This window comes from Streptomyces sp. NPDC043854 (genome assembly GCF_056436005.1).
In genome coordinates this window covers 25,429-51,814 of sequence record NZ_JBWKDK010000010.1, presented here as the reverse complement: position 1 = coordinate 51,814, position 26,386 = coordinate 25,429, and the positions used below count along the sequence as shown (strand labels likewise).

Genomic DNA, 26,386 nt, shown 5'->3' with positions numbered 1-26,386 from the left:
GCACCCGACCCACTCTTGTACGACAGCAGGAACGACGACCCGTTCACCTCGATAGGAACGAGCGAAGTCCAACCCTGCGTCCACTCCTGACGCCAGACTTCTGTTAGTTTCATGACAGAGAGTATTATTTCGTGTACTTGAAGGATCAAGCGCCCGAATGGGCGAATCTCTGAATCCGCCCTCCCTGCCGCGTCGCTGACGGGGATCACGGGATGACGGGGCGTTCGCGCTGCCGCAGCTTCCACGGGGGTCTTCCGGCCGCAGGAAGGCCGCGGTGCGCGATGCGGTGCGATTTTGCGGTTCCGGCAAGTTTTCTGGGCTGTTTCGGCACGCGGTCCGAGCATGACGGCACCTGCTCTCGACCGGAAGGCGAACCCCGTGACCACCGCAAACCCGACAAACCCAGCCGCCTCTGATGCACCTGATGCACCTGATGCACCTGATACAGGTGCTGCCCCCAACGCCCCCGCTGCTGCGCCCGAATTGAGTGCGCGGCGGCGCTGGACGGTGCTCGCCGTGTGCGCGCTGAGCATGTTCCTCGTCGGCCTCGACACCACCATCGTCAACGTCGGCCTGCCCGTGATCGGCCGCGGGCTCGGCGCGGACACCCGGAGCCTGGAATGGGTCGTCGACGCCTACACGGTGGTCTTGGCGGGCCTCCTCATCGCGTCCGGCGCGCTCGCCGACCGCTTCGGACGGCGCCGGGTGTTCCGGTGCGGGCTGATCGTCTTCGGCCTGGCCTCCCTGGCATGCGCGCTCGCCCCGTCGCTCGGCTTCCTGATCGCGGCGCGGGCCGTGCAGGGCGTCGGGGCGTCGATGCTGAGCCCGGTGGCCCTGGCGATCGTGGTGAACGCGATGCCCGATCCGCGGGAGCGGGCACGGGCGATCGGCGTGTGGGCGGCGGTCTTCGGGCTCAGCATGGCGGCGGGCCCGGTGACCGGCGGGGCGCTCGTCGCGGCGTTCGGCTGGCGGTCGGTGTTCTGGATCAACGCGCCGGTCATCGCGGCCGCGCTGGTGCTGGTCGCCGTATTCGTACCGGAGTCGCGCGGGCAGCGGGCCCGGCGGATCGACCTGCCCGGGCAACTGCTCCTCACCCTGGCGCTGGGGGTCTCGGTCGGCCTCCTGATCGAGGGACCGCGGATCGGCTGGACCTCGGCGCCGGCGCTGGCCGCGTACGCCGTGGCCGCGGCGGCGGCAGCCGCCTTCGTACGGGTCGAACTGCGGCAGGAGGAGCCGCTGATGGACCTCGGACTGTTCCGGCGGCCCGCCTTCGCGGCGGCCGTGCTGGGCGCCGTGGCCGTGTTCGTCGCGCTGAACGTGACGCTGCTGCTCACCACCCTGTACCTCCAGCAGGCCCGCGGCTGGACCCCGCTCGCGGCCGGCCTCGCAACGCTGCCCATGGCGGTGGGGGCGACCCTGTGCGCGCCGTGGTCCGGCAGCCTGGTGGCGCGGCTGGGCCCGCGGCGTCCGCTGGTGCTGGCGGGCACGTTCACCGCCGCCGGCGGACTGTGCCTGGTGAACCTGGGTCAGGACACGAGCGTACTGCTGCTCCTGGCCGCGTTCCTGCTGATCGGGATCGGGTTCGGCTTCGCCAACGCGCCGCTCACCGACACGGCGGTCGGCGGTCTTCCGAAGTCCCGGGCCGGGGTGGCCGGGGCCGTCACCTCCACCGCACGGCAGGTCGGCTCGGCGGTCGGCATCGCCCTCGCGGGAGGCCTGGTCGCGGGCACCGGCCCCGGCGGGATCGCGGCGGCGTCGCGTCCCGGGTGGGCGCTGGTGGCGGGCTGCGGGGTACTGCTGCTGGTCGTGGCCCGGGCGTCTCGGGGGACGACGGCTACGACGGGACGCCCCCGAAGGTCCTGAACTTTGTGCAGGACGGGTGGCGGTGCCTATGGTGAGCCCATGGCGCGCGAAACCCTGACCAAGGAACAAATCATCCGGACCGCGATCGAGCTGCTCGACGAGGAGGGGCTGGAAGGCCTCAACATGCGCAGCCTCGGCAAACGGCTCGGGGCCGCGGCGACGGCGGTCTACTGGCACGTCAAGAACAAGGACGACCTGGTGCTGCTCGTCGGCGACCAGGTGTGGGACGAGATCGAGCTGCCCGACCTGGACGCCGTCGACTGGCGAACGGCGGCGACCCGCATGGCCCTCAGCCTGCACGCGATGCTCACCCGGCACCCGTGGCTCGTGCAGGCCTTCGGCTCCCACCTCTTCTACGGGCCCCGGAAGGCGCGCCACGACGACCACATCCTGGCGGTGTACGAGGCGGCCGGCTTCCGCGGGCCGGAGGCCGACCGGGCGGCGGCGAGCGTGTTCACGTACGTACTCGGCAACGCGCTGGGCACCTCCGCCACCGCCTCCCTGAGCCGGAAGATCAGCCGCGACGGCCGCGACCCGGAGGAGGTCCTCCAGGAGACCACGGCCCGGGCAGTCGCGGCAGCGAGCGGCCTGCCGCGACTCCAGAGCCGACTGAACACGGCGGCTGCGGAGTACAACGAAGCCCCGGAGAACACCTTCTCCTTCGGCCTGGAGTCCCTGCTGACGGGCCTGGAGACGCGCATCGCGTAGCTTCGCGCCCCCGTCAGGCCCGGTCAGGCGTATGAGCTCGGGCTCATCGTCAACACACCCGCGTGTTCGGGTCGTGGCCACATGCGTGACTGTCCCCTCCAGGCTGTCCGACCGGAAGGGACAGCCCTCTCGGGCTCAGCAACGGGCAGTGGCAGGACCCCGGCTTCCCCGGTCGCCGGGGTGCAACAGCGGCCGGGGTGGTCCGAGCTGCTGGGGTTGACGGTGGTGGGGTCTTTGGCGGTGTGCGTGGTGCTGTCGCCACCTCCGGTGACGGTGGCGGTGTTCGTGACCTGGGACGGGGCATCGCAGGAGACGTCGACCCGCAGGGTGATGGGCGGATGGCTGTCCCCGTCGGCCAGGGTCGCTGCGAGTGCACGTGGGGGTCGCCCAGCTGCAGTGCCACCCCGGACCGGTGATGCTGAGGACGCTGAGTCCCGTCGGCAGGGTGTCCTGCACGGTGACCGGGCTGCCATTGGTGGGCGCGGCCCCGCTGTTGCCGACCGTGATGGTGTAGATGCCCTGCTCCCCCTGAGTGGAGTTCCCGGTGTGGCTCTTGTCGATGGTCAAGGTGGGGACACCGTCCAAGTAGCGGGCCAGCGCGAAGTCGCCGGGGCCTCTGGAGTCGCTGCTTCCGATGACGACGATCTTGCCGTCGGCCTGCAGCGCCACTGCGGAGGCCGTGTCGAAGCCGGACAGCCGGTGCGTGACGACGAACTCCTCACCGTCCCCGAGCCGATGGCCCGCCTCAAGATCGGCCGCTCCGCCCTCTACGGCCTCCTGCGCACCCGCCGCCCGGCCTCCCTGCCCATCGGCCGCACCCGCCACATCCCCGCCCACGCCCTGGACGACTACGTCCAGCGCCACCTGGAAGAACCCGCCCGATGACCGCCCCCAAGCGCAAGAAGGCCCGCGCCAACGGCGAAGCACCATCTACCAGCGCAGGACGGCCGCTGGGAAGCCACCGGCTACGTCCTCCTCCTCGGCCACGCCCACATCGGCGTCACCGCTGGCGTCTATGCCCACGTCCGACTCCGCCTCCAACGCCAAGCCGTCGACACCCTCAACGACGTACTCAGCACTGAGGACGATCCCCAGACGACCCGCCCAGCACAGTCGTCGTCCGCTGACGTTGCCGCTGAGGTTGAAAGGGTGGGGTGACAGGCTACGGAGGCTCCAGCCCGAGTCCGGTCTCGGCTATGAAGCCGTCGAGTATCTCGGGGCAGCGTTGGATGCCGCGTAGGCGGTTCTTCACGAGCGGGGCGAGGTCGTCGATCGCGTGGGGTGCGAGGTTGGCCAGGGACTTCTTCAGGTGGGCCCAGACGCCTTCGACGGGGTTGAGGTCGGGCGCGTAGGGCGGGAGCCTGACGATGGTCAGCCAGTCGCTGTTGCGTTCGCAGAACTCCCGCAAGGGCTTGGCGTGATGGGTGCTGGCGTTGTCCCAGACCACGATCAGCGGGGCACCGCCAAGCTGCCGACGGGCAGAGCTCAGCAGGTCCGCGAACTCGCGGGCCCGGAAGCCCTTCTTCTCGCCGGTGCGGCCCCGGTACGTCTGGGTCCGGTAGATCAGCCTGGTCTCATGCCCCGGTCTGGCACAGATCATCCCGGCCATCAGGACCCGGCCGGACCCCTTGCCCGTCACTCTGACCAGCGGCGACCGCCCGCGCCTTGACCAGGTGCGGCCCTTGCCGGGCTTCAGGTCCTCGCCAGCCTCGTCCTCGAAGACTATCCACGCGCCCAGGAGCTGGGCTGTCCTCTTACCCGTGACCACTGCTCCGTCCGCCACAGCCCTACGGCCTGTTCGTCCCGCTCGATGGCCCGGTGCACGGGAACCTGCGGTGACCAGCCCAGCCGGTGCAGCAGATACGACACCCCGCGCGGGGTGTACCGGTAGCCGAACAGGCGATGGATCAACTCCGCGACCCGCGCCAAGGTCCACCGCTGGTCCTCGCTCCAGCCGTGCGCCGCCGGTCCCGCCTCCAGCTCGGCCTGCAACCGCTCGGCCTGGACATCGTCCAGCCGGCACGAAAGGCCGCCGGGCCCCTTGGAGACGAGGGCGGCGCTGCCGCCCTGGCGCCAGTCGGAATGCCAGGCGTACGCCGACTTGCGCGACACCCGTAACCTGCGGGCCACCTCTGGCGGTCGCTCCCCCTGCCCGAACATCTCCGCGGCCTCGAAACGCACCGCCTCACGCTTCGCCCGCCCCACAGCGGTCAGACCGCCGCCATCCGCGTACCGCATGACGAGGATGTAGCCCCGCCAACGCCCGCTGTCACCCCACCCTTTCAACCTCAGCGTCATCTACTGCCGTCAGACATCCCAATACACGCCAGAGGCCCCACCGGAAACGAACCAGTGGGGCCTCTGACACTCCCCGCATGACTGAAGGGATGGCGATTTCAATTTAGAGGATGACTATTCTTGGGTCGCAACCTCAAGAAAATACTCGGCGGCACGCCGTAGCGCAACCTCCAATGCCGCCAGCCCCTCACTCTTGCGCCATTCCGCGGAGCCTGTCTCGCACGCATGCCATGCCCGAATATAGGCATCCTCGACATCGGTGACACCGAGCATCAATTCATCCAGAAGTTCGTCCGGTATCCCACCCCCTTTCGCATTCGGGTCAAGGATCCTGTCGTCCATGTCGGCCCTGGCAAGGGCGGCAGTACTGACCTGCGCCAACGCACGATCAACGAACTTTGCAACCGCCCTGGCAGGGGCGGCGAGGTGCGGGTCCGCCGTCAACCGTCAAAAAACCCAGCGGCCCCACCAGAAAGAGATCCGGTGGGGCCGCTGGGTTTTTATGTGGAACCAGTGACGGGGTCATCTCCCGGGGAGATGCCGACCCTGACGCATCCGATCACTTTGAGCGGATGCGGATCGAGGTAGAGCTGAAAGTAGTATCCCGCTCGCTCGCGGTCGTCCACGTAGCCCACAAGAAGGCCCCGCTCTCCCATTTCGGCAAGACTCGCAAGGCATTCCGTGGCCCCGACGACCGACCTGCCGCGCCGTTGCGTGGCTGTCACCCTGCGACGCAGGGTGCCCCGAAGCATCGGCGCCAGAACGGGGTCGAGCCAGACATTGAAATGTGCTCCAGAAAGCAGTGCATTTTTGGCCTGAATACTGACCTCGGATCCGGACTCCCACGCAGCGAGCAGTTCACTCGCGGATACCTCGTTCATCTCATCGCCGCCTGACGGTTGACCAGGTCTCCCCGAGGTCGAAGCTGATCTCGCCGGCCAAAATTTCACCGACAATGAGATGCTCGTCTTCACCCCAGTTTTCATATGGCGTGTCGTGGATCTGGATATTCCTCGACGGCCCGATGGCGGGATCGATGTCTGCCACCCTGATGCGCAGCATCACACCCCTGCCAACCCACTTCTCGCCCAGAGTTTGGGCAGACTCCGCGGCGACTTCGGGGTCATCCGTCCACGACGTGAAGTTGCTGTCTGTCAGGTTTGCACCCGAGTGCTGTTCGATGGTCCGGTTGCCTCCGATGGGAACCGAACGGCCTTCAGCAGCGGCATCGTAACGGTTGTGCCCCTCGGCAAGACCGCGATACAGATACCCGTCCTGGTTCCGTCCACAGTTGTGAACGAGGACCGGTGTGACGCCTGCAAGCACATAGTACGTGTGGAAGTCGTTGACGGTGAGGTTATGGGTGGTAACTGCGTAGGGGTAGTTGCGCTTGGTCTTGACCGTGAGGGTGGTGCCGTCGGGGCGGCGGAGCTGATCACCAGGGTTGAAGTCGCCCGCGTCGACCCACTGGCGCCGGGTCTCGTTCCAGTGCGGGTGGTGGAAGGTGGAGGTGAGCTGGGCGGGCGGGGCCCGGGGGTTGGAATCGTCGGTGAGGGTGAGGTCCGTGAACTCCTTGTCGTCGGGGGTGGTGACGGTGGCCGTCACCTGCTGCGGCCGGGTCTCACCTGTCTGAGGGTCAGTGGCGAGGACGGTGTCGCCGACGCGGACGTCCTGGATCTCCTTGGTCGTGCCGTCGGCCATCTGGACGCGGGTGCCGGTCGGGAAGCTGTTCCGCTTGACCTTGCATGCCGTTCCTCCGCTCGACTCCCCGCCTCCGCTGCTGTGGGATTCGGCAGAGCCGGCGTTCACCTCCGCGTCGGATGTCTCGCGTGTGGCTTTGGCTTCCGTTCCGGCACTGTCGGTGGCTGTTTCCTTGCCGGCTTTCTCCGATGCCGACTGGGCTGCTTTGGCCTCGGCCTCGCGTGCTTCCTTGGCCGCCGCCTTGGCCCGGGTCATCGCATCGGACGCGCGGGAGACCCCCCGTTCGGCTTCGTGGATGGCGTCGTAGGCCTTGTTGACTTCCTTGTATATCTTGAAGGCCTTGATGCCGACCTTGATGGCCTTGGCGATCTTGCCCCACGGGACGGCGCCCAGGGCCGTGTTGATGCAGGCCATGACGTCGCCCTTGGTGAAGCAGTCGCGGGCGTCGTTGTAGCCGATCAGGTCGCCGATGAGGTTGACGACCTCGTGGATGAGGTGGGCGCGCCTCTTCTTGGCCTTGTCAAGCGATGCGTTGGCCTGACGCAGATCCCGGCCGGCGCTCGAGACCGCGTCGTCCTCCCAGAGAGGAGGACTCACGAACTCTTCCGAGTCGCTGCACCCGCTGGTGCAGGGCGTCATGAGTCCGCTGGGGTCGGACGCGTTGATAGGGCTGTTGCTTGCATAGGCGTAGGCGTTCCACTGCTGTGGATCGCCGGCGTTGATGAGCGGGTCAGGGCTGATGAAGCGGCCCGTCTTGGGGTCGTACTCGCGGGCGCCGAGGAGCGTGAAGCCGGTGGACTTCTCCTTGGTGCCGCCGACGAAGCCCTTGTCGCCTGCCCAGGTGTCCGGGGCGGGCGGGGTGCCGCGGTCGTTGCCGAAGGGGTCTGAGGCGCGGCGGACGTGGGCGAGGTCGGTGGCCTTGAACTGGACGCCGCCCGTGCCGTGGTGGTCGGAGGCCTGGTAGGTGAGGTCGGACTCGCCGCCGGTGGTGGTGCGGGTGACGGACAGGCCGCCGGGGGCCGCGTAGCTGCGGACGTTGCTGACCTTGCCGGTGGTCGTGTTGAGGGTGATCTGGTCGGTGCCGAGGTTGAGGGTGGTGCTTTCGGGGTCTCGGCGGATGAGCTGCTTGCCACCCGTGTCGTAGAGGTAGCTGGTGCTGCCCTTCTCGCCGGTTCCGGTGATCTTGTCGAGCTTGCCCTGGTCGTTCCAGGTAAGGGTCCGGGTGCCGGGGGTGTCGGTGACGGAGGCGGTGTTGCCGCCTGCGTCGTACGTGTAGGAGGTGACCTTGGTGCCGGCCGGGCCGGTTTCCGTCGAGGTCATCAGGGCGTGCGGGCCGCCCGTGCCGCCGCCCGTCTTCGGGTCGGTGGAAGGGGTGTTCTGGCGGCCGCCGAAGGTCTGGGTGACCGTCGTGTCCCTGGCCGCGTCGCCCGTGACGTCCTTGCGGACCAGCTTCTTGCGGTTGCCGATCAGGTCGTACTCGTACTGCTGCCAGTACGGCGCCGGGCCGCCCACACTGGGCTTGCCCGCGGCATCGACCGCGGGGCCGTTCGCGTTGGCGCAGCCGCCGATACCGGGGACGCTGGGCTTGGGCGCGGTGGTCTGGTTGCCGGTGTCGGTCCAGGCCTGGGTCAGCCGGCCCAGGTAGTCGTGGGTGAAACACTGCAGGTCGCGCTGGGCGCCGTCCTGCGTGTTGCCGATCGAGGTCAGCTGGCCGACCTGGTTGTAGGTGTAGTCGACCACGTCGACGCTCGCGGTCACCGCGGTCTGCTTGTCGAGCGTGGAGCGAATGGGGCGGCCGGTCGCGATGTCGTAGTCGAGCGTGGAGACGATCTGTTTGCCGGTCTTGCCCACCGTGGTGCGGATGACCTGGCCGTGGGGGTCCCGTTGCAGGTCCACGACGTACGGGGACCGGGCCGCGCCGATCGTGCCGTCGAAGGACACGAGGTTGCCCGCCGTGTCCATGGAGAACGTGAGCGTCTCTGCCGACAGGCCTGCCTGCGGGATGGCCGGCAGGGCCGTGGTGGCCAGTTGTCCGTAGGCGTCGTAGGTGTTCTTGGACTCGTAGGTGCCCGCAAGCCCCTTCTCCGCTGCGGGAATCGTGGTCTTCGTACCGAGCGGGCGATAGCCGGCGTCGTACCCGATGACTTCCGAGACGTAGGCGCTGCCGCCGGCTCCGCCGACGTAACGGGTGCTGCTGGAGGGCTTGCCCAGGGCCTTGGTGTCGTAGGTGAAGCCGCCCACCTGCTTGGCCGGGTCGACGGCCTTGCCCTCGTATGTGGCAACGGTGCGCCCGAGGAGGTCGACGAGGGTGGTGGCGCTCTTGCCCCTGCCGTCGGTGACGGTGGTGAGGTTCTTGCTGTCGTCATAGACGGTGGTGCTGGTGCCCGAGTCCGGATCGGTGCTCTTCACCATCCGGCCGAGGAGGTCGTAGGAGAAGGTCCACTCGTTGCCCGCGGCGTCCTTCCGCCGGAGCTCCTTGCCCTGCGCATTGCGCTCGTACGTCGTCTCGTCGTACGGGCCGGTGGGCGTGTTCGACTTGTACTGGCGCAGGAACGACGTGGTGCCGTTGGTGACGGTCGCCGTCGCGTAGCCGCCGTTGGGCGGGATCGTGCGGGTCTCGTCAGCGCCCGGGTATTCGGTCCTCGACCGCCACTGTTCCACACCGTAGGACTGCAGGATGGACGCTGTGGCCCGTCCCAGGCCGTCGAAGACGGTGATGGTCTGTGCGGGCAGCTTGCTGTCGGGGTTGACTCCCCCGTTGGGAAGGAACAGCGCTCCCGACGGGCTCCCCTCGTCGTTGTAGTAGGCGGCGGTGGTCTTCACCTGCCGGCCGTGCGAGTCGAACAGCGCGTCCGTGATCAGACGACCGGTGGTACCGGAAGCCGGGTTCGCCTGCGTCTGGCGGATGCGGCCCAGGCCGTCGTAAATGGTGTAGCTGGACGTGTACGTCTTGTCGTTCATGAGCGCCTGGCTCAGGACGCTGGACGGCGCGTTGGTGCCGTTCATCGCGTACGAGTACTTGCGTACGGGCAGCGCGCCCTTCGCCCGCTCCTGGCCGGGCTGCCAGATGTCCGTGACACGGCCGAAGGCGTCGTACTGGCGTTCGGCGACGTGCTTGTTCTCGTCCGTGGTCTTCAGCGGGAGCGAGCGGCCGGGGTCGAGGGTCGTGGTCGTCTTCCACCCCAGCGGGTTGGTGTGGGTGACCGCGGTGGGCAGGCTTCCTGTAGCCGGCTTGTACTCGGTCTTGGTGACCGCGCCGTCGGGGTGGGCGGCGTCCTTGCGGACCTTGTTGGTGTTGCTGGTGACGCGGCCGTACGCGTCGTACGTGGAGGTGGAGTTGAGGCGGTAGACCGGCTTGCCGACGTCGTCGTACTTCTCCAGGACCGCGGTGCCCGTCTGGTCGCCGGTCGCGGCGGACTGCTTGGCGGGCTGGTTGTCGAAGTAGGTGAGGGTGTCGCCGACCGTGTTCGCCGTCGTCGGGGTCTGGCCGCAGGCCCCGGACAGGACGAGGGTGCGGGAGACCAGCTCGGTCGGGGCGCCGCCGGGGCCGGCCGCGTACTCGAACTCGGTGCACAGCCGTTGCTCGGGACGGGACAGGTCCTGCTTGTCGTCGACCCGGAGCGGGCGCGAGAAGGGGGTGTCGTCGTACTCGGAGGTGCGCTCGCTGATGCGCCAGGTACCGTCCGCCAGCTTGGCCCGGCTCGTGACCTTGGCCGTGTTCTGGGCGCGGGCGGTGATGGCGGGCATGCCGCCGGACTGAGCACGGGTGGCCGTGATGTTCTTGCCGAGCCACGGGGTGGTGACCTCGTCCGCGATGACGGTGCCGCCGTCACGATCGTACGTCTCGGTCTGGAGGACCCGTCCGGACAGGATCTCCTCGTCCTTGATGCTGCCGCCGTGGGCGTCGGTGAGGGTGACGCTGCGCTTGCCGCCGTTGGCGAGGGCGTCGCCGTCCATGCCTCGGAGGTACGTGGCCACGCTCTTGGTACGCGGGGCCTCGGCGGCGTTGCCGCTGCCGGTGCGGGTGGTGACCGTGGCGAAGCCGCGGAACTGGTCCCAGGTGCGGGTCTTGGGGTCGGCGAACTCGGAGTCGTTGCGGTGCCAGGCGATGCCGCCGCCGTACTCGTAGTCGGTCACGGTGGTGACCTGGCCGGCGACCATGTCCTGCTGGGTGACCGACTGGACGACGACCTTGTGGAACCAGTCGTTGACCGGGTCCTCGAAGGACTGCTTCGGCAGGTACCACTTGACCGGCATGCAGGCCATCGTGTTGCCGTCCTCGGAGGACGGCATGGTGCCCTTGACGCGGGAGCACTCGGGGGCCTTGTAGACGACGTTGATCAGGCCGCCGGTCTCGGTGGTGATCTTCTGGATGCGGGGCCGGTTGTAGCGGGGCGCCGAGGCTTCCGTGCCGTCGGGGCGCTTGACCACGCCGTCGACGCGGTTGGATATCTGCAGCGGCTCAAACGTCACCGGCGGCAGCTTCAGTTCCTGCTTGCCGTTGGTGGCGCGGCGCTCGATCGAATCCAGCCAGAGGGTAGGGGACGAGCCGTCGCCCGGGTCCTGGAAGGACTGGTTGAGGACGTAGGTGTCGACCAGGCGGTAGCTGCTGCCCGCCAGCACCTCCGTGTTGATCTTCGTGAGGCGCTTGGTGGTGAAGTACGTGGGCGAAAGGTTCAGGCACTGGCCGGTGGCCGCGCACTCCTGGTCGACGGGGGTGTCGGGCCAGGACTTCGCGTTGGCCTTGGTGCGTTGTGCCGGGTCGCAGGTGACAGCGCCTGCGGCGAAGCAGCGCTCCGCCGTGTCGAACCGGACCTGGGCGGCGGGCTTGGCCGCGCCCTTGGCCGCGATCTGCTCGGGCAGGCGCTGGCCGTAGCCGATCCAGGTCGGGTAGCTGCCGCGCTGGTAGCGGGTCGCGGCGCCGTTGCCGTTGTTCTGGCCGCCTCCGCGCCCGTAGTGGTTGTCCTCCTGCTCGTAGCGGTAGCTGGTCAGGTTCTGGTGGGGGTCCACGACGTAGTCGAGGTTCCACTGCCAGCCGAGCTGCTGCCAGGTGCCGTTGGCCGGGGTGTCGGCGCCCAGGCACTTGTCCCGGCCGCTGTTGAAGTAGACGGGCACCGTGGAGACCGACTTGGCCTCGGGATCGGTGCCGTCGCCCCCGGGGAGGCGGTTGGACCCGAAGTAGTACTGGGTGCCGTCGGTGGTGGTGACCTTGAAGGCCTCGCCCTTCCAGGCGGAGTTGCGCTGGCCGGTCAGCCGCTCGACGGTCGTGCCGTCGTCGTTCTGGAGGCGGTAGACGCAGGTGGCGTCGTCGCGGACGATCTGCCCGGAGTGGCCTGCCAGGTTCAGGGACAGGATGTCCCCGGCCCAGCACTCGTCGCCGGATTCCTTGATGCCGGCGTCCTTGCACTGCTTGTACGAGCGCGAGATGGAGCCGGGGCTCCAGTCCCAGCCCTCGCCGATCGGGCCTGCCTGCGCGTTCGTCGACGCCGTACGCCCGTCCACGGAGGACGAGTCGTAGCCGAGGGAGATACCCGGTCCGGCGCCGGCGATGCCGTTCGGCACCTCGACGGTGTAGCCGTAGGTGAAGTTCGCAGCGTTGGCCCCGGCCTGCCAGGAGGCGGACGGCTGGAGCGGGGTGGCCGTGTAGTCGCCGCTGGCTCCCTGCGGGCCCGCCTCGACCGCGATCGCGAGGTCCTGGGGGGCGAGCATCTGCGGGGCCGCCGGTGCCGACTTGGCTCCGCCGGGCCGGCTCTTGGCCGCAGGGTCAGAAGCGGCGGGAGTCCTGGGTACGTCGACCTGCGCGACCAGGCGCCCGGAGGCGTCCCGGTACGAGGCCAGCGGCGAGCGGGTGGTGCATCCGGGGGCGCCGGGGGTGGTCAGGGCGCAGGTGGGCAGTTGCACCAATGCGGCGCGGTCGGCCCAGTTGGCGCCGGCGGCCCTGGCCCAGGCCGAGATGTCGAGACCGACCTCGACCTTGCCCGCCGGAGCGGCTCCCGGGGCACTGCTGACGGCGACGAGCGCGCCATTGACCCCGGCGGCACGGGTTTTGGCCGGGTCCTTCACCTCGACGCGCAGGGTCGTGTCCTGGCCGGGATCCGCTCCCGAAACTCCGATGACCTGGCTGGAAAAAGCCGCCGACTGATTCGCGCCATTTACAGACGTAATCCAGACAGGAAGTTCTCCGGCCTGGACCGCCCCCGCTCCTGTAACTCCGCGGGCGCCACTTTTTGATCCAACCGCGACCGCAGACACCCCGGACGGGAGTTTCTTGTTCGAATCCGGCATCCACTTTCGGCCAGACGGCGAAGACTTCACCGCGCGCTTCGCGTCAGATCCCTTGACCGGCTTTGCGCCCGGCAGCGGGGTATTCGGCGGAACCCACACTTCGGGCGGTTTCTCCGCCGCCTCGACGACAGGAAGCCCAAGGCCAGAGAAGAGCACCACGAATGCGGCGGCGATCGCGACACGAGAGCGCCCGGGGCGTGAGCGCGCGAAGAAGCCACGTCTACGAGACAACCGAATCCCCCCACAGGACACAGAAGAACCGTGAACTCCGGGCAGACGGATCCCAGAGGAAACGCACCTTACGGAGCCCGCGTTCGATTTGACAGCGGAGTTTTACATTCCCCACACGTGACCCATGTCACCCCCTGGGCGTATCGGATGATCTTTGCTCAAAACGGACCGCCGAATCCTGAATATTATTGACACGATTGCAGTAGTGAATGGAAAGTGCGGCTGACTTCTGTCCGTCTCACAGCTCAGGGGGGCAATGCACGTGAGGCCGTCATTCCTTGCACCGCGGACTCCTCGGACACCGCGGACACCAAGGCCGCCGGGCCACAGGCGAGGCGCCATGCGCATCGCGCTGCTGCCCGTTGTCGGGGCAGCCGTTCTGTCACTCGGCGCGAGCCTCGTCGCGGCTCCGCCAGCCGCGGCCGACGCCGGCCCCCGCGGTCACGGCCCGGCGCAAGGCACCTGGCCCGCTCCCCCGCCCAAGCCAGCCCCGAGCGCCCAGGAGACAGTCGTCACCAAAGCCCTCGACGAGGCCAAGAGCAGCGGAAAGCCGGTGGCGATCGCCGAGCTGACGACGGCGGACAGGGAGACCTTCGCCAACCCGAGCGGCACGCTCACCACCGACACCAGCGCTGTACCGGAGCGCGTCAAAGGCCAGGACGGAAAGTGGCGCACCCTCGATGCGACGCTCCGCACCGCTGCGGACGGCACCGTCGTCCCCACCGCCGTTTCCTCGAAGCTCAGCTTCTCCGGCGGCGGTACAGGCCCCATGGCGGCGATGACGACCGCCGACGGCAAGAAGGTGGCGTTCAAGGCCCCGTTCCAGCTCCCCAAGCCCACCCTTGTCGGCGACAGCGCCCTCTACCGGAATGTGCTTCCCGACGTGGACCTGCGGCTGACCGCCGACCGGCAGGGCGGCTGGAGCCAGGTTCTGATCGTGCGTACCACGCAGGCAGCCGCCAACCCGGCCATCCGCAAGCTCCGGCTCGACGTCGAGGCCGACGGGCTGGCCATCAGAAGCGACCCTGCAGGCAACCTCGAGGTCAAGGACACCAGCGGTCGGACCCGCTTCACCAGCCCGACCTCCTTCATGTGGGACTCTTCCGCTGCCGCGTCGGGCCCGGCCGCCGCCGGCTCCGCCCAGCGCCTGAGCAAGTCGGCGGGCGCCGACGCCCCGCAGGCCTCGCGCGCCTCCGAACAAGGTCCCTCTCCGTCCAGCGCGGACGGCCCGGGTGCGGGCGCGATCGTGAAGCCCGTCCGGACGACGACCGATGCCAAGGGCATCGAACTGGTCCCCGACCCGGAGCTGCTGAGCAAGGGCACCGGCCCCTGGTACATCGACCCTGGGTGGAACCCCACGATCGACAACGGCAATCAGGCCTGGGCGCAGGTCCAGGAGGCTTACCCCGACACGAACGAGTTCAACGGCACCGAGCACGGCCAGGACAAGCCCGCCACCGGCTACTGCGGCTACAACGTCGGCAATCCGCCCTGTACGGGCATCGGCCGTACCCGGGCCTACTTCCAGATCGGCGTCGACTCGCGCCTGTACAACACCGAGGTCATCAGCGCGACGTTCTCCGGGACGGTGATCTCCTCCTCCAGCCCCAACACAGCCACTCCGATGGGCCTGTACGCCACCAACGCCATCGGCAACCCGACGAGCTGGAACCGGCAGCCCTGCGGCACCCGTTCCACGATGCAGGGCTGCAGCAAGGTCGGCCACACCAACATGTCGGGCACGGGCCAGATCGACTTCAACGTCACGGACCTGGTGAAGAACGCCGTCCGGTATCAGTGGCCCACGATCACGGTCGGCCTCGCGCCCGACGACGAGTACAACAAGTACCACCGGCAGCGCTACGAGAACACCCCGCACATCACGGTCGAGTACGACATCACGCCCACCGTGTGGTGGCCCCGCACCCGGCCCACTCCCGGCTTCGCGAGCTCGGCCTCGTACGCCGACTGCCGCACGCCCGGCACCGCGAACCCCTGGGACAGCCCCGGTTGGGTCGGCGCCAACAACAACGTCACCCTCACCACTGCCACGTACTCGGCCACCAAGCGGCAGCTGTGGACGGCCTTCCAGTACTGGGACGACGACAACGGCAAGACGTACTCCGCCGAGACCGGCTGGAACAGCGACTACGGCGACGCCACCGTCGACGTCGGCCCGCTCGTCGACGGCCATCAGTACGGCTGGGCCGCCCGCACCACGGACGGCACGCTGACCAGTGCGAACACGGAGTGGTGCTTCTTCCGCGTCGACCGCACCCCGCCCACCGCGACCGTCACCTCCACCGACTTCCCCGCCTCGGGCACCATCGACGCGCACCCCAAGCGCGTGGGTGAGGAAGGCACCTTCACCCTCAGCGGCACCGACCCCGCCCCGCCAGGCGGCGGCCGCAGCTCGGGCCTGGCCTGCGCTCGCTGGACGACCGACCCCGTCAAGGCCGCGGCCGTCAACTGGAAGTGCACCGACACCGACACGAACATCGCCAAGCTCACCGACGGCAAGGCGACCATCAGGTTCACCCCGCAGCAGTGGGGTACGAACTTCCTCTACTTCCAGACCCAGGACAACGCCAGCAACCTGTCCCAGCCGGCCGCCTACAGCTTCTACGTCCCGTCCAACCCGAACAGCCCGGCGCCGATCTTCGGTGACGTCACAGGCGACCGGAAGGCCGACATCCTGCTGCCCGACAGCTCGGGCGCACTGCGGGTGATCGGTGCCGACGCCGACCCGGCCGGCGCCCCAAGCGCCCGGCCCCAGCTCGCCCCCGGGTGGAACGGTTGGAACGGCATCCAGACCACGCACCGTGGCAGCCTCGGCGACAAGAACGTCGACGACCTCTTCGCCCACCAGCCGAGCCGGCCCAACCTCTACATCTACCGCAACAACGTGACCGGAGGCCGGCTGGACGGTACGGCACCGGTCAGCATCGACAAGCCCACCAGCTGCATCACCCCGGCCGGAGCGACTGTCGACTGCACGACCCACGGATACGGCAGCGACTGGTCCAAGACGACGCAGATCGCGGCCTTCGGCTCCCTCACGGGCGACACCGCCCGGGATGGGGCGCTGGGGCGCACCTCCCTGCTCTTCGTGGAAAGCGGCCGGCTCTGGCTCGCCACCGCAGGTGCGACGAACGAGCTCGCCGCCGAGGCCATGCTGCTCTCCGCCAACGACACACGTTGGGACGGGTACGAGCTGATCACCCCCGGCCGTGCCCAGGGCACGGACCTGCCGACGCTGTGGGCCCGTTCGAAGAGCGACGGCACCCTGCACGCCCTGCCCGTCAAGGGCACGGCACAGGCACCCGACCTCACTGCCTTCCGGGACCCTGCTTCGGGCACGATCGGCGGCAAGGTCGATCCGATCCGGTACCCGTGTGCCGGCTCTGACGGCGACCTCACGGGAGACGGCATCCCCGACCTCTGGGCAGTCGCCTCGGATCACCAGATCGTCGCGTTCAAGGGGCTCGGTACCGCCCCGAACGGCAACACCGTCCCGCACCCGACAGCCACCGGAGTCGACACGGCGCCGATTCTCATGGGCAACCTCAATATGCCGATCGCGCAGTGGAAACTGACCGGCCAGAACGGAACCACCGCCCCCGACGCCGTCGGCACCAACCACGCCACGGCGGCAGGCGACGTCAAGATCGTCGAGGGTGAGGCCGTCGGCGGCCGCTCCACCCCGTACACGGCGTTCGACGGCACCCAGTCGCCCGCGACGCTCACCGCCGCCCGCCCGGCCGTCGACACGCGCAAGAGCTTCACCATCAGCACCTGGGCCAAGGCCGGCGCCGACGGCGGTGTCATCGCCAGCCAGGACGGCAACCGCGCCAGCACGTTCATCCTCTACCCCGACCGCCCTTCCGGCCGCTGGCAGTTCGCCCTGGCCTCGGCCGACGACAACGGCTGGCCGTTCGACTACACCCACATCACCACCGACGCGGCCCGGTTCACGCCCGACACCTGGACGCAGCTGACCGCCGTCTACGACGCCGGCACCGGCCGCATGAGCCTCTACGTCAACGGTGTCCTCGCTGCCAGCGGCATCCACCGGGCCGCCACGAGCCCGGCGCCGAGCGGGCCGCTCGTGCTGGGCCGGTACAAGGCGGACGGAGTCGCCCAGGAACCCCTCAAGCTGGGCGGAATCAGCAACTTCGCCGTCTACCCGTACGCCGCCGCCCCCACCGCACCGGACGCCACCAGCCCGATCGCCCTCACGGCAGCGGCCGGCAACTGCGTCGACAATGACTTCAACCGGGCCGAGGACGGCAACAGGATCCAGATCGCTGCCTGCAACGGCACCGACGCCCAGAAGTTCCAGATCCGGGGCGACGGCACCATCCGCACCCAGGGCATGTGCCTCAACGCGGCCAACGCGGGCACCGCGAACGCCACGCCCATCGAGCTCCGGACCTGCGACAGCGCGGCCCCGAGCCAGCAGTTCCTGCCCCGGGCCGACAGCCGCATCCACAACCCGGCCTCGGGGCGCTGCCTCGACCTCGGCAACTTCAACACGAACCCCGGGACTCAGCTCTGGCTGTTCGACTGCAGCACCAGCCCCGCCCAGCACTGGACCATCCCCACGCTGAGCACGGCCCCACTCCCCGTCCCCACCCCGTAAGCACATCCGCATGAGCCCGGCGGCGGCTGCTCCCTCGGTGTCCGAGGGGGCAGCCGCTGTCGCTTCCCGTGGCGTGGCTGATGCGGCCACGGCCGAGCTGCCGAGCTGCCGAAGGGGGCGCCGGGTCGGCCTGGAGGAGTCGTCGGGGTTGGGTGATCCATTAGGGTGCCGGGGCGGCTTGGCCGGTGGGGTCGTGGCCGCGGGGCGTGGAGAGGAAGGGGCTTCGGGTGGCGGAGATATCGGGCGCGGGCGGGGACGCGGATCGGGAGCGGCCGGGCGGAGACGGTGGTGGTGAGGGGGCTTCGTACCCCTCCCCGTACCCCTCCCCCTCCCCCTCCCCGTACCCGCCCGCGCAGCCGTGGGCCGCCCCGTCGGGGGGCGGGGCGCAGGCGTGGCCTTCGGCGCAGGAGTGGGCCGCGGCGTATGGCGGTGGGGCGGTGCCCGGGGTGGTTGCCGCTCCCGCCGGGTCGCGGTACCACGAGCAGGCGCGCAACGGGCGGCAGGGCTGGCTGCGGCGGCTCGGCGAAGCGCTCACGGTGGTCGTGCTGCTGGCCGTGGGGCTGGTCGTCGTGACCGGGGTGGGCATGGTGGCCGGAACCGCCCTCGGCGTGGAGTCCGCCCCCGACAGCGGCGACCGGCTGCTCGCGGATCCGCTGGCGGACACCGCGCTGGGGCTCCTCGTGCTGGCGGTCGGCATACCCGTGGTGATGCTCGCCGTGCGCTGGTGCGGCTCCCGGCCGGCGGGGACGCTGGTGTCGGTGGCCGGGCGGATGCGGTGGCGCTGGCTCGGGGTGTGCGCGGCCGTCGCGTTCCCGCTCATGGCCGTGCAGATGGGCGTACTGACGCTGTGGGAATGGCTCGACGAGGGCGGCGAGGTCTTCGCGGGGGACGCCCCGGAGCCGGGGAAGCTACTGCTCGGCCTGGCGCTGTTCGCGGTGCTGATCCCGTTCCAGGCGGGCGCGGAGGAGTTCGTGTTCCGGGGCTGGCTGGCGCAGTTCTTCGGCGGGTTCCTGCGCTCGCCGTGGCCGGGGGTGGCCGTGGCCTCGGTGCTGTTCGCGCTCGCCCACGGGTTCGGCGGGTGGAGCGGGTTCTTCCTCCTCTTCTACTCGTCGCTGTGGTGGGGGTGGCTGGTGATCCGGACGGGCGGGCTGGAGGCCGTGATCGCCATACACACCGCCAACAACGTGTTCTCGTTCATGGCCGCGCTGGCCCTCGGGCAGCTGGCGGACGCGGGTACCGCCGCGGACGCGCCGTGGCAGGCGCTGGTCGTGGAGCTGGTGTGCGCGCCGGTGTACTACCTCGTGGTGGCCCGGCTGGCCGACGCCCGCGGTGTCGCATCGGTGTCGGCCCCGGCACCGGCCCCGACCCCGACGGCCGTACCGGTGCCGGCCGCGGGCCCGCCGGTGGTCTGACGGGGTACGGGCCGCCGCGGCGCGAGCCGTGGCCGGTTCGCGCCGGGCGATGGTAACGGAGTGTCAGAGATCCACTACGGTGTGGCGGGCCCGTCCGACCGCGTCAAAGGAGATCCGCGTGGAGCGCACCCGTACCGAGCTGAGGATCCGTGCCGTCCTCGCCGCGATGGGCGTCGGCGTCGCCCTCGCCATCGCGCCCGCCACCGCCCAGGCCGACTCCGCGCCGGCCGCCGCCGCAGCGGCCCCCGCCGCCCCGTGCACCGGGGAGTTCCAGGGCGACAAGCGGCTCGGGCCGCAGTTCCTGCCGAAGCGGTGGCAGGAGCCGGTCGGGCCGCTGCTCCGGCACTACCAGCGCACCGGGAAGCTGACGTCCGCCGAGTTCCTGAAGAAGTACTGGGAGGGCCCGGCCGACACGGGCGGCTGGAAGTACCCGCCGAACGACGGCTTCGCCGAGGTCAACGGCACCGTCGACAAGGCGCCCGAACTGCTGGAGCCCGGCGAGCGCCTGGACCGCTTCGGGTCCGAGTACGGCTCGTACCTCGCCCCGGCCGGGGACCCGTACGCCAAGCGCGCCCTGCCCCCGCAGAACCTCAACACCCGGGACGCGGCCTTCCCCTGCGACTACCACGTGTACGAGGTGGCCAAGCCGTTCACCGTGTGGGAGGGGGCCATCGCGCCCTGGTTCGAGCAGCCGGGCGGCGGCCGGCAGATCAAGTTGGATCCGGCCTTTCTGAATCCCGGGGAGGGGCAGCGGTTGAACGTCAAGTGGCTGCTCGACCACGGGTATGTGGTGCCGGCGGCGTCGTGAGCGAGCGCCAGAGGCTCGAACGGGCGCTCCGGGAGAGCGGGGTGCCCGCCGGGCACTACTGGATCGAGGGCGTGCACGAACCGGCGCCGACGCCGCCCGACTTCGTCTACCTGCGGGAGCGGCCGGAGGGCGGCTGGGAGACCGGCGTGTACGAGCGCGGCGCGTTCGAGCCGGTCGCCGCGCACGCCACGGAGGGCGAGGCCTGCGCGCACCTGCGGCGCCTCCTGCTCGGCGGCTGAGCCCCCGCCGGCTCCGGGCGGGGGACGACCTCGACGCGGCTTCCGCTGCCGCTGCCGCCGCCACTGCCGCTGCCGCTGCGACTACCCCGCTACTCCGTCTGCCGCCGCGCGTCGGCGGCGAGGGCCGAGGCGACCAGGGAGGCCACGGCCCCCTCGCGTCCCTGGAGGTAGAAGTGCCCGCCGGGGAACACGCGGGAGGCGAAGCCCTCGGTGGTGAGGTCCGCCCAGGTGGGCAGGGCGTCGACCGGGCAGCCGGGGTCCTGGTCGCCGCCGAGCGCGGTGACCGGGACGGGCACGGCGACGGGCGGCTCCGCCGGCCGGTACCCGGTCAGCAGGGTGAAGTCCGCGCGCAGGGAGGGGAGCAGCAGTTCCCGCAGTTCGGGGACGGCGTAGGGGTCCTGGTCGGCGGCGATGTCGACGGCGTTCTGCAGGCGGGTGTAGGCGATCAGCGACTCGTCGTCCAGGGCGGGCAGGTCCTTGCGGTCGCGGTGGGGAGCGCCCGCGCCGGAGACGAACAGGTGGACCGGCAGCGCCCCGGGCGCGCGACGCGCCAGCCGGACCACGGTCTCGTACGCCACCAGCGACCCCATGCTGTGCCCGAAGACGGCGGTGGGGAGCGCCGGGAGGGCGGCCAGGGCGGTACACACCGCGTCGGCCAGTTCCGCCATCGACTCGAGGCAGGGCTCCGCCAAGCGGTTCTGGCGGCCCGGGTACTGCACGGCCAGCAGTTCGGTGTCCCGGGAGAGGTGGCGGGCCCAGCCCTGGTAGGCGGTGGCGGCGCCGCCCGCGTGCGGGAGGCAGACGATGCGGGCCCGGGCCGGGGCCGGGGCCGGGGCCGAGAGCGGGGCCGGATGCGGGCCCGGATGCGGGCCCGGGTGCGGGTGCGCTGCGCCGGTGGCATCGGTGCCGCCGCCGGTGGTGGTGAATCGCTTCAGCCAGGGCTGCCGGGTGCCGTCCGTCATCCCAGTTCACCGCGCTCGACACAGAACTCGTTGCCCTCCGGGTCGGCGAGCACCACCCAGCCGCCGCCGTCCGGGCGGGTCTGGTCGGCGACCACCTGCGCCCCGAGGTCGCGGATCCGCTGCACCTCCTCGTCCCGGGTGCGGCCCTCCGGCCGGAGGTCGAGGTGGATGCGGTTCTTGGCGGTCCTGCCCTCCGGGACGCGGACGAACAGCAGCGTGGGGCCGCCTGCCGGGTCCTTGATGATCGCCTCCGGGTCGCCGGGCTTGTCGTCCTCGGCCAGCGGGTGGCCCAGCAGCCGGCTCCAGAACAGCCCGAGGTCGTACGGGTCGCCGGTGCAGTCGAAGGTGATCGTGCGGATGCGCGGGTACATCGTGGTTCTCCCTGTGCGGACGTGTACTTGACGGTCCGACAGACCGTCGCGATACCCAGCATGCGCTGACCGGCGCCCGACTCCGAACCCGACCCCGAACCCGACCCCGGGGTCGGGCGCGACGAGGCGACGCGCTGCCTGGTCGCGGCACGGAGCAACAGTCAGCCCGGCCGGCAGGAACGACGGAGGTGCAGGCGGCGACAGGGCGGTGGTTACAGGGGGGCTCCGAGGGGGCCCAGGGTGGGTTCCAGGGCGGTGGTCCAGTGGGCGGCGAAGTCGGGCCGGGTGCCGTCCGCGTCGGTGAAGCCGTACTCCCCGTACAGGGACCACGTCGCCAGCGCGCGGCCGGACTTGGCCATGACGGCCGGGTCGGCGGCGAGAGCGGCGACCGCGCGGCCCAGGTAGGCGGGGCTCTCTGAGTGCGCGAAGTGCGGGTCCTTGGCGACGGCTTCGCGCCAGGTGTCCTCGGTGACTCCGAAGTGTTCCAGCATGGCCTCCGAGCGCAGGAACCCCGGGGTGACGGCCACGGCGGCGACGCCGTGCTCGCGCAGTTCGGCGGCCTGCGCGAAGGCGAGGCGGATCACCGACGACTTGGCCAGGTCGTAGAAGAAGGAGCCGCGGTAGCGGGCGGTGTTGCCGTCGGTGACCTCGACGACGAGGCCACTCCCCCGCGCGACCATCAGCGGGAGTGCGAACCGGCTGGTGATCACGTGGGTCTCCACGGCCTGGCGCAGCAGCCGCAGGCCGGTGTCGAGGTCCTGCTCCCACAGCGGGTGCTCCCAGTCGGTCAGCGGGTCGCCTCCCCAGACGCAGTTGACGAGGACGTCGAGCCGTCCGCCCTGCTCGGCGTCGATGCGGGCGACCAGGGCGCGGACCTCGTCGGGTCTGCTGTGGTCCACGCGGACCGGGATGCCGAGGCCGCCGGCGGCGGTGACCTGCTCGGCGGTCTCCTCGACGGTCTCCGGGCGGTCCAGCCCGGAGCGCCCGGCGGCGCCGCGGCTGCTGCGGCCGGTGACGTACACCGTCGCCCCGGCGGCACCGAGCTCGACGGCGATGCCGCGCCCGCCGCCGCGGGTGCCGCCTGCGACGAGGGCCACCTTCCCGTGGAGCGGGCGGGTGTCGGCGGTCGTGGTGTCCTCGTGCGTCGTCGTCATTCATGCCTCCGGGTGGGTGCGGTGGGCGGAGAGTACGGCGGCGAGCTCGCGGCGCAGCCGGGTCGCGAGGGCGTCCCGGCGGTCGAGGGCCCAGACCACGCCGGTGCCGGCGGTGACGGCCTGGACGGTGTCGGCGAGGGCACCGGTGTGCGTGCCGGGGCGGAGTTCGCCCTCGGCCACGGCCTCGGTGAGCAGGACCTCGACGGCCCGCCGCTGCGCCTCGTGGACGACGAGGGCGTGGCGGCGGAACTCCGGGTCCGTCAGGTCGGTGCACAGGAAGGCCAGGTGGTGGGCGAAGGACTCGGGGGTGGCCATCTGGTCCGTCAGTTCGACCACCAGCGCCTCGAGGGCGTCGAGGGCGGTCCCGTGCGCCTGCCGTACGCGGGCGGGCATGTCGTCCGCGTCGCGCGCGGACTGTTCGGCGAGCGCGAGCAGCAGGCCGCGTTTGGAGCCGAAGCGCTGTACGAGGGTGCCCGCGACCAGCCCGACCTCGTCCGCCACGGCGGCCAGGGTGAACCCGACGGGGCCGACCCGGCCCATGACCTCGGCGGCCGCGCGGAGGATCACCGCGTCCTCGACCCCACGGGGACGTGCCATGGCTGCCCGCCTTCCGCCTCTGCGGGTTAATAAATGCCTGTTCATTTATTAAATCGGGGCGTGGGACCGACCGCAACCCGTGCCGCGCCGCCCCCTGCGTGCAGGCGATGACGGGCCATGCCTAAGGCAGGTTCCTGGGGAGGAATTGCATGGGGGTCCTGCGACGGCATCGACCGCGAGGTCGCCGCCCTGCGCGCCGCCTGGACCGGGCTCCGCAGAGCGGGTCGGCGACCCCGGCCGTCCCTTCCGCCTGACTCCTCGCATCGCGGGGTCCGCCTGCCTCCCGGCCGGGGCCGGGGGCAGGGCGGCCGGGGCCGGGGGCAGGGCCGGGGCCGGGCGTCAGTCGCGCTGGAAGCGGCCCATCAGCACCGCCCGTTCCAGCACGTGACCCTGCATCGCGGCCTCCAGTTCCCCCCGCCCGGCCGACTCGGGCAGGTCGTCCAGGACCGCGTCCAGGGCGTAGAGCGTGAAGAAGTAGCGGTGCACCCCGCGCCCGCGCGGCGGAGCCGGGCCGATCCAGGCGTTGGTTCCCCGGGTGGTCCGGCCCACGACCCCCACCGGGCCCTCGTCCGCGGACATGCGCCGCTGCCCCGCCGGGATGTTCCACACCACCCAGTGGTCGAAGTTCCCGTCCGGCCGCAGGTCCCGCGGGACGTCCGGGTCGTGCATGACGAGCGCCAGGCTCGCGGTCCCGTCCGGCACGGCGTCGAACTCCAGCGGAACCTGGGACTCTTCGCCGTCGACGGAGTGCTCGACCGGGATCCAGCCGCCGTCGGCGAAGGAAGGGCTCATGATCTCCATCACCCCATCATGCCTGAAATCCCTGAAATCCCGACAAAACAGGCCTAACGGTGTTCGCCCGCGCCGGAGCAGCGGATTCCGACGGAAGCGGCCGGCGCTGTCGATGACGGGGCGTCACGCGGCGTGCAGTACCCGGAAGAAGAGGTACTTGCACATTGTTCAAGAGAGGCCTACAGTCATGCCCATAGCAACTTGCACTTAGTTCAAGACATCTTCGGAGGAACCCCATGACGCAGGACAGCAGGCTGCTCAGCGGATTCGTCGCGGCGGCGGCCGAGAAGTTCGACATCCCCGGCGTCTCGGTCGGGGTACTGGTGGACGGCCGGGAGTTCTACGCCCCGCACGGCGTGACGAGCCTGGAGAACCCGCTCCCCATGGACGAGCGGACGCTGTTCCCCATCGCCTCGGCCACCAAGTCCTTCACCGCGACCGCCCTGATGCGCCTGGCCGCCGAAGCAAAGGTCGACCTCGACGCCCCGGTGCGCCGCTACGTGCCCGAGCTCGAGCTCGCCGACGAGGAGGCCGCGGCCGGCATCACGGTGATGCACCTCCTCAACCACACCTCGGGCCTGGGCTGGAACCTGATCGACACCGACGAGGAGGACGAGACCCTGGCCGGGTTCGTGGCCAAGCTGTCCCGGCTGGAGCTGATCGGCGCGCCGGGCGCGCGGGCCTCGTACAGCCAGGCCGCCTACAACCTCGCCGGGCGGGTCATCGAGAAGGTGACGGGCATGCCGTACGAGAAGGCCATGGCCTCGCTGGTCCTGGAGCCGGTGGGGCTGTCGGACACCTGCTTCGACCTGGACGACATCGTCACCCGGAAGTTCGCGCTCGGGTACAACCGCGGCGAGGACGGCGGGCTGCGGGTGGCGACGCCGTGGAAGGCGTACCCGGGCGGCTCGCGCGGCAACAACCCCGGCGGGGGCGGGATCTCGTCGGCGAGCGACCTGCTGCGCTGGGCCCGGTTCCACCTCGGCGGCGGGGACGGCGTACTGCCCGCCGCGGCGCTGCGCCGCATGCAGCAGCAGACGGTCGAGCTGCGCGGCAGCAGCCTCGGCGACGGCTTCGGGATCGGCTGGTTCCTGCGCGAGGTGGACGGTGTCCGCGCGATCGGGCTCGGAGGGTCGGGCAACGGCCAGTTCGGCGAGCTGCTGATCGTGCCCGAGCGGAACTTCGCCGTCGTCTCGCTCGCCAACTGCGGCCCGGACGGCCACCCGTTCAACCAGACCGTCGTCCGCTGGGCGCTGGAGCACTACCTCGGCGTGGTCGAGCGGGAGCCGGAGCCGGTCCCGTACGACGACACGCGGGCGCGGGAGGTCGCCGGACGCTACGAGAACGACGCCATGAACCTCGACATCGCCGCTGACGGGACCCGGCTCACCCTCGCGGCCGGCATCAAGCCGGAGATCCGGGCGGCCTCGGACGTGGACATGCCGGCGGACTATGCCCCGGCCGCCATGGGCCTGCTGCCCGGCGAGGGGGACGAGTACGTCATCACCGAGGGCGGGCTGAAGGGAGAGCGCGGCTTCTTCAGCCGGGACGAGAACGGCGCGGTGGTCGGCATCGACCTGGCCGGCCGGCTCTTCACGCGCACGTCGGCCACGCCCGCGACCCCGTGATCCCAGGCCCGTGCGCGGGCGCGGGCGCAGGCGCAGGCGCGGGAACGTCCTGAATTTTCTTTCCCCTGGCTGTCACATCCGCTCGCCGCGATCCGTCAGTGCAGTGAAGGCAACGGAACAGACCGAAGGGAACACCACGATGACCGCCCAGCCGAACACCGCGCAGAACACCCTCCGCAACACCAAGGGCTCGCGCCTGCCCAACCCCGCGCGGCTCGTCCCCGAGCTCGGCCCCGTCTCCGGGGCGCTGTTCAAGGCCATCGGCAACGGCTCCGTGCCGAAGACCACCATCGACCTGATGCAGCTGCGGGCCGGCCAGATCGTCGGCAACACCTACCTGACCGTCATGCACACCAACAGCCTCCGCAAGGACGGCGTGTCCGAGGAGCGGATCACCGCCGTGGCCTCCTGGCAGGACGCCCCCTGCTTCACCGAGGCCGAGGCCGCCGCGCTGGCCTTGGTCGAGGCGGTGCTCCAGCCCTCCCCGCACGGCGAGCGGGTGTCCGACGAGCTGTACGCCCGCGTGGCCGAGCACTACGACGACAAGGCCCTCACGACGCTGGCGATCGCGATCGGCCAGGTCAACTTCTTCATCCCCATCGCCCTCATCGGCAAGCCGCTGCCCGGCGTGAAGCCGTCCGAGCAGTGGAGCTGACAGCAACCCACAGCCCGGCGCACGCCCCTCGCGCCGGTGC

Annotated in this window: 19 protein-coding genes and 1 pseudogene; 10 read left to right on the top strand and 10 right to left on the bottom strand. The window is 70.4% G+C overall.

What is annotated here, in order from left to right:
* Nucleotides 1-516 precede the first annotated feature (516 nt).
* A complete protein-coding gene (locus AC068A_RS12215) occupies nucleotides 517-1,863 on the top strand; it encodes an MFS transporter (protein ID WP_478584025.1) in 1,347 nt (448 codons plus the stop codon).
* A 39-nt stretch (nucleotides 1,864-1,902) separates the two neighbouring features.
* Nucleotides 1,903-2,571 carry a TetR/AcrR family transcriptional regulator gene (locus tag AC068A_RS12210; protein WP_478584023.1) on the top strand — a complete coding sequence of 223 codons (669 nt, stop codon included), beginning with the start codon at nucleotides 1,903-1,905 and terminating at the stop codon, nucleotides 2,569-2,571.
* A 135-nt stretch (nucleotides 2,572-2,706) separates the two neighbouring features.
* Here the strand turns inward: AC068A_RS12210 and AC068A_RS12205 are convergent, their stop codons facing one another.
* Complete coding sequence (locus AC068A_RS12205; protein ID WP_478584022.1) at nucleotides 2,707-3,240, bottom strand: hypothetical protein; 534 nt, start codon at nucleotides 3,238-3,240, stop codon at nucleotides 2,707-2,709.
* A gap of 30 nt (nucleotides 3,241-3,270) precedes the next feature.
* On the opposite strand from AC068A_RS12205, the gene AC068A_RS12200 reads away from it, so the two are divergent.
* Both AC068A_RS12200 and AC068A_RS12195 read left to right on the top strand, forming a co-directional pair.
* Nucleotides 3,271-3,456 (top strand): excisionase, encoded by a 186-nt coding sequence (locus tag AC068A_RS12200; protein WP_478584020.1) that lies wholly within the window; start codon nucleotides 3,271-3,273, stop codon nucleotides 3,454-3,456.
* A gap of 90 nt (nucleotides 3,457-3,546) precedes the next feature.
* Nucleotides 3,547-3,698 (top strand): annotated as a pseudogene (locus AC068A_RS12195) (site-specific integrase); the annotation flags it as partial.
* A 35-nt stretch (nucleotides 3,699-3,733) separates the two neighbouring features.
* On the opposite strand, the gene AC068A_RS12190 reads toward AC068A_RS12195, so the two are convergent.
* The 4 genes from AC068A_RS12190 to AC068A_RS12175 all read right to left on the bottom strand — a co-directional run bounded on the left by AC068A_RS12190 (nucleotide 3,734) and on the right by AC068A_RS12175 (nucleotide 12,633).
* A protein-coding gene (locus AC068A_RS12190; protein ID WP_478584018.1) for an IS630 family transposase occupies nucleotides 3,734-4,809 on the bottom strand; the annotation gives its coding sequence in 2 pieces (ribosomal slippage) (nucleotides 3,734-4,350 and nucleotides 4,350-4,809; 1,077 coding nt in all).
* 174 nt (nucleotides 4,810-4,983) lie between these two features.
* The gene (locus tag AC068A_RS12185) at nucleotides 4,984-5,211 is read right to left on the bottom strand and encodes a hypothetical protein (protein ID WP_478584016.1); all 228 of its coding nucleotides are present in this window, start codon (nucleotides 5,209-5,211) and stop codon (nucleotides 4,984-4,986) included.
* A 158-nt stretch (nucleotides 5,212-5,369) separates the two neighbouring features.
* Nucleotides 5,370-5,750 (bottom strand): hypothetical protein, encoded by a 381-nt coding sequence (locus tag AC068A_RS12180; protein ID WP_478584014.1) that lies wholly within the window; start codon nucleotides 5,748-5,750, stop codon nucleotides 5,370-5,372.
* Between the two features lies 1 nt (nucleotide 5,751).
* Nucleotides 5,752-12,633, bottom strand: coding sequence for a polymorphic toxin-type HINT domain-containing protein (locus tag AC068A_RS12175; protein ID WP_478584013.1), 6,882 nt, complete (start codon nucleotides 12,631-12,633; stop codon nucleotides 5,752-5,754).
* Between the two features lie 793 nt (nucleotides 12,634-13,426).
* On the opposite strand from AC068A_RS12175, the gene AC068A_RS12170 reads away from it, so the two are divergent.
* The 4 genes from AC068A_RS12170 to AC068A_RS12155 all read left to right on the top strand — a co-directional run bounded on the left by AC068A_RS12170 (nucleotide 13,427) and on the right by AC068A_RS12155 (nucleotide 20,187).
* Nucleotides 13,427-17,728: a ricin-type beta-trefoil lectin domain protein gene (locus AC068A_RS12170; RefSeq protein ID WP_478584011.1), complete on the top strand. Its 4,302-nt coding sequence runs from the start codon at nucleotides 13,427-13,429 to the stop codon at nucleotides 17,726-17,728.
* Nucleotides 17,729-18,174: 446 nt separating this feature from the next.
* Nucleotides 18,175-19,140 carry a lysostaphin resistance A-like protein gene (locus tag AC068A_RS12165; protein ID WP_478584010.1) on the top strand — a complete coding sequence of 322 codons (966 nt, stop codon included), beginning with the start codon at nucleotides 18,175-18,177 and terminating at the stop codon, nucleotides 19,138-19,140.
* Nucleotides 19,141-19,306: 166 nt separating this feature from the next.
* Nucleotides 19,307-19,948: a TNT domain-containing protein gene (locus tag AC068A_RS12160; RefSeq protein WP_478584222.1), complete on the top strand. Its 642-nt coding sequence runs from the start codon at nucleotides 19,307-19,309 to the stop codon at nucleotides 19,946-19,948.
* On the top strand, nucleotides 19,945-20,187 hold the full coding sequence (locus tag AC068A_RS12155) for a hypothetical protein (RefSeq protein WP_478584008.1): 243 nt from the start codon (nucleotides 19,945-19,947) through the stop codon (nucleotides 20,185-20,187). Before AC068A_RS12160 ends, AC068A_RS12155 begins: the two co-directional genes overlap by 4 nt.
* A gap of 89 nt (nucleotides 20,188-20,276) precedes the next feature.
* Here the strand turns inward: AC068A_RS12155 and AC068A_RS12150 are convergent, their stop codons facing one another.
* The 5 genes from AC068A_RS12150 to AC068A_RS12130 form a co-directional block, all read right to left on the bottom strand.
* Nucleotides 20,277-21,149 carry a thioesterase II family protein gene (locus AC068A_RS12150; protein ID WP_478584006.1) on the bottom strand — a complete coding sequence of 291 codons (873 nt, stop codon included), beginning with the start codon at nucleotides 21,147-21,149 and terminating at the stop codon, nucleotides 20,277-20,279.
* Nucleotides 21,146-21,520, bottom strand: coding sequence for a VOC family protein (locus AC068A_RS12145; RefSeq protein ID WP_478584004.1), 375 nt, complete (start codon nucleotides 21,518-21,520; stop codon nucleotides 21,146-21,148). Before AC068A_RS12145 ends, AC068A_RS12150 begins: the two co-directional genes overlap by 4 nt.
* Nucleotides 21,521-21,732: 212 nt before the next feature.
* Entirely contained in the window at nucleotides 21,733-22,674 is a 942-nt protein-coding gene (locus AC068A_RS12140; RefSeq protein WP_478584002.1) for an SDR family oxidoreductase, read from the bottom strand.
* A complete protein-coding gene (locus tag AC068A_RS12135; protein ID WP_478584001.1) occupies nucleotides 22,675-23,271 on the bottom strand; it encodes a TetR/AcrR family transcriptional regulator in 597 nt (198 codons plus the stop codon). It abuts the gene before it with no gap.
* A 339-nt stretch (nucleotides 23,272-23,610) separates the two neighbouring features.
* Complete coding sequence (locus tag AC068A_RS12130) at nucleotides 23,611-24,072, bottom strand: YbhB/YbcL family Raf kinase inhibitor-like protein (protein ID WP_478583999.1); 462 nt, start codon at nucleotides 24,070-24,072, stop codon at nucleotides 23,611-23,613.
* A gap of 227 nt (nucleotides 24,073-24,299) precedes the next feature.
* Here AC068A_RS12130 and AC068A_RS12125 point away from each other — a divergent pair, with 227 nt between their 5' ends.
* The gene (locus tag AC068A_RS12125; protein WP_478583997.1) at nucleotides 24,300-25,691 is read left to right on the top strand and encodes a serine hydrolase domain-containing protein; all 1,392 of its coding nucleotides are present in this window, start codon (nucleotides 24,300-24,302) and stop codon (nucleotides 25,689-25,691) included.
* Nucleotides 25,692-25,830: 139 nt separating this feature from the next.
* The gene (locus tag AC068A_RS12120; RefSeq protein WP_478583995.1) at nucleotides 25,831-26,346 is read left to right on the top strand and encodes a carboxymuconolactone decarboxylase family protein; all 516 of its coding nucleotides are present in this window, start codon (nucleotides 25,831-25,833) and stop codon (nucleotides 26,344-26,346) included.
* Nucleotides 26,347-26,386 lie beyond the last annotated feature (40 nt).

Bases quoted from the DNA above. Each gene is read 5' to 3' on its own strand.
- AC068A_RS12210 (WP_478584023.1), top strand. From the start codon at position 1,903: ATGGCGCGCGAAACCCTGACCAAGGAACAAATCATCCGGACCGCGATC.
- AC068A_RS12185 (WP_478584016.1), bottom strand. From the start codon at position 5,211: ATGGACGACAGGATCCTTGACCCGAATGCGAAAGGGGGTGGGATACCG.
- AC068A_RS12180 (WP_478584014.1), bottom strand. From the start codon at position 5,750: ATGAACGAGGTATCCGCGAGTGAACTGCTCGCTGCGTGGGAGTCCGGA.
- AC068A_RS12170 (WP_478584011.1), top strand. From the start codon at position 13,427: ATGCGCATCGCGCTGCTGCCCGTTGTCGGGGCAGCCGTTCTGTCACTC.
- AC068A_RS12160 (WP_478584222.1), top strand. From the start codon at position 19,307: ATGGGCGTCGGCGTCGCCCTCGCCATCGCGCCCGCCACCGCCCAGGCC.
- AC068A_RS12150 (WP_478584006.1), bottom strand. From the start codon at position 21,149: ATGACGGACGGCACCCGGCAGCCCTGGCTGAAGCGATTCACCACCACC.
- AC068A_RS12145 (WP_478584004.1), bottom strand. From the start codon at position 21,520: ATGTACCCGCGCATCCGCACGATCACCTTCGACTGCACCGGCGACCCG.
- AC068A_RS12140 (WP_478584002.1), bottom strand. From the start codon at position 22,674: ATGACGACGACGCACGAGGACACCACGACCGCCGACACCCGCCCGCTC.
- AC068A_RS12135 (WP_478584001.1), bottom strand. From the start codon at position 23,271: ATGGCACGTCCCCGTGGGGTCGAGGACGCGGTGATCCTCCGCGCGGCC.
- AC068A_RS12130 (WP_478583999.1), bottom strand. From the start codon at position 24,072: ATGGAGATCATGAGCCCTTCCTTCGCCGACGGCGGCTGGATCCCGGTC.
- AC068A_RS12125 (WP_478583997.1), top strand. From the start codon at position 24,300: ATGACGCAGGACAGCAGGCTGCTCAGCGGATTCGTCGCGGCGGCGGCC.
- AC068A_RS12120 (WP_478583995.1), top strand. From the start codon at position 25,831: ATGACCGCCCAGCCGAACACCGCGCAGAACACCCTCCGCAACACCAAG.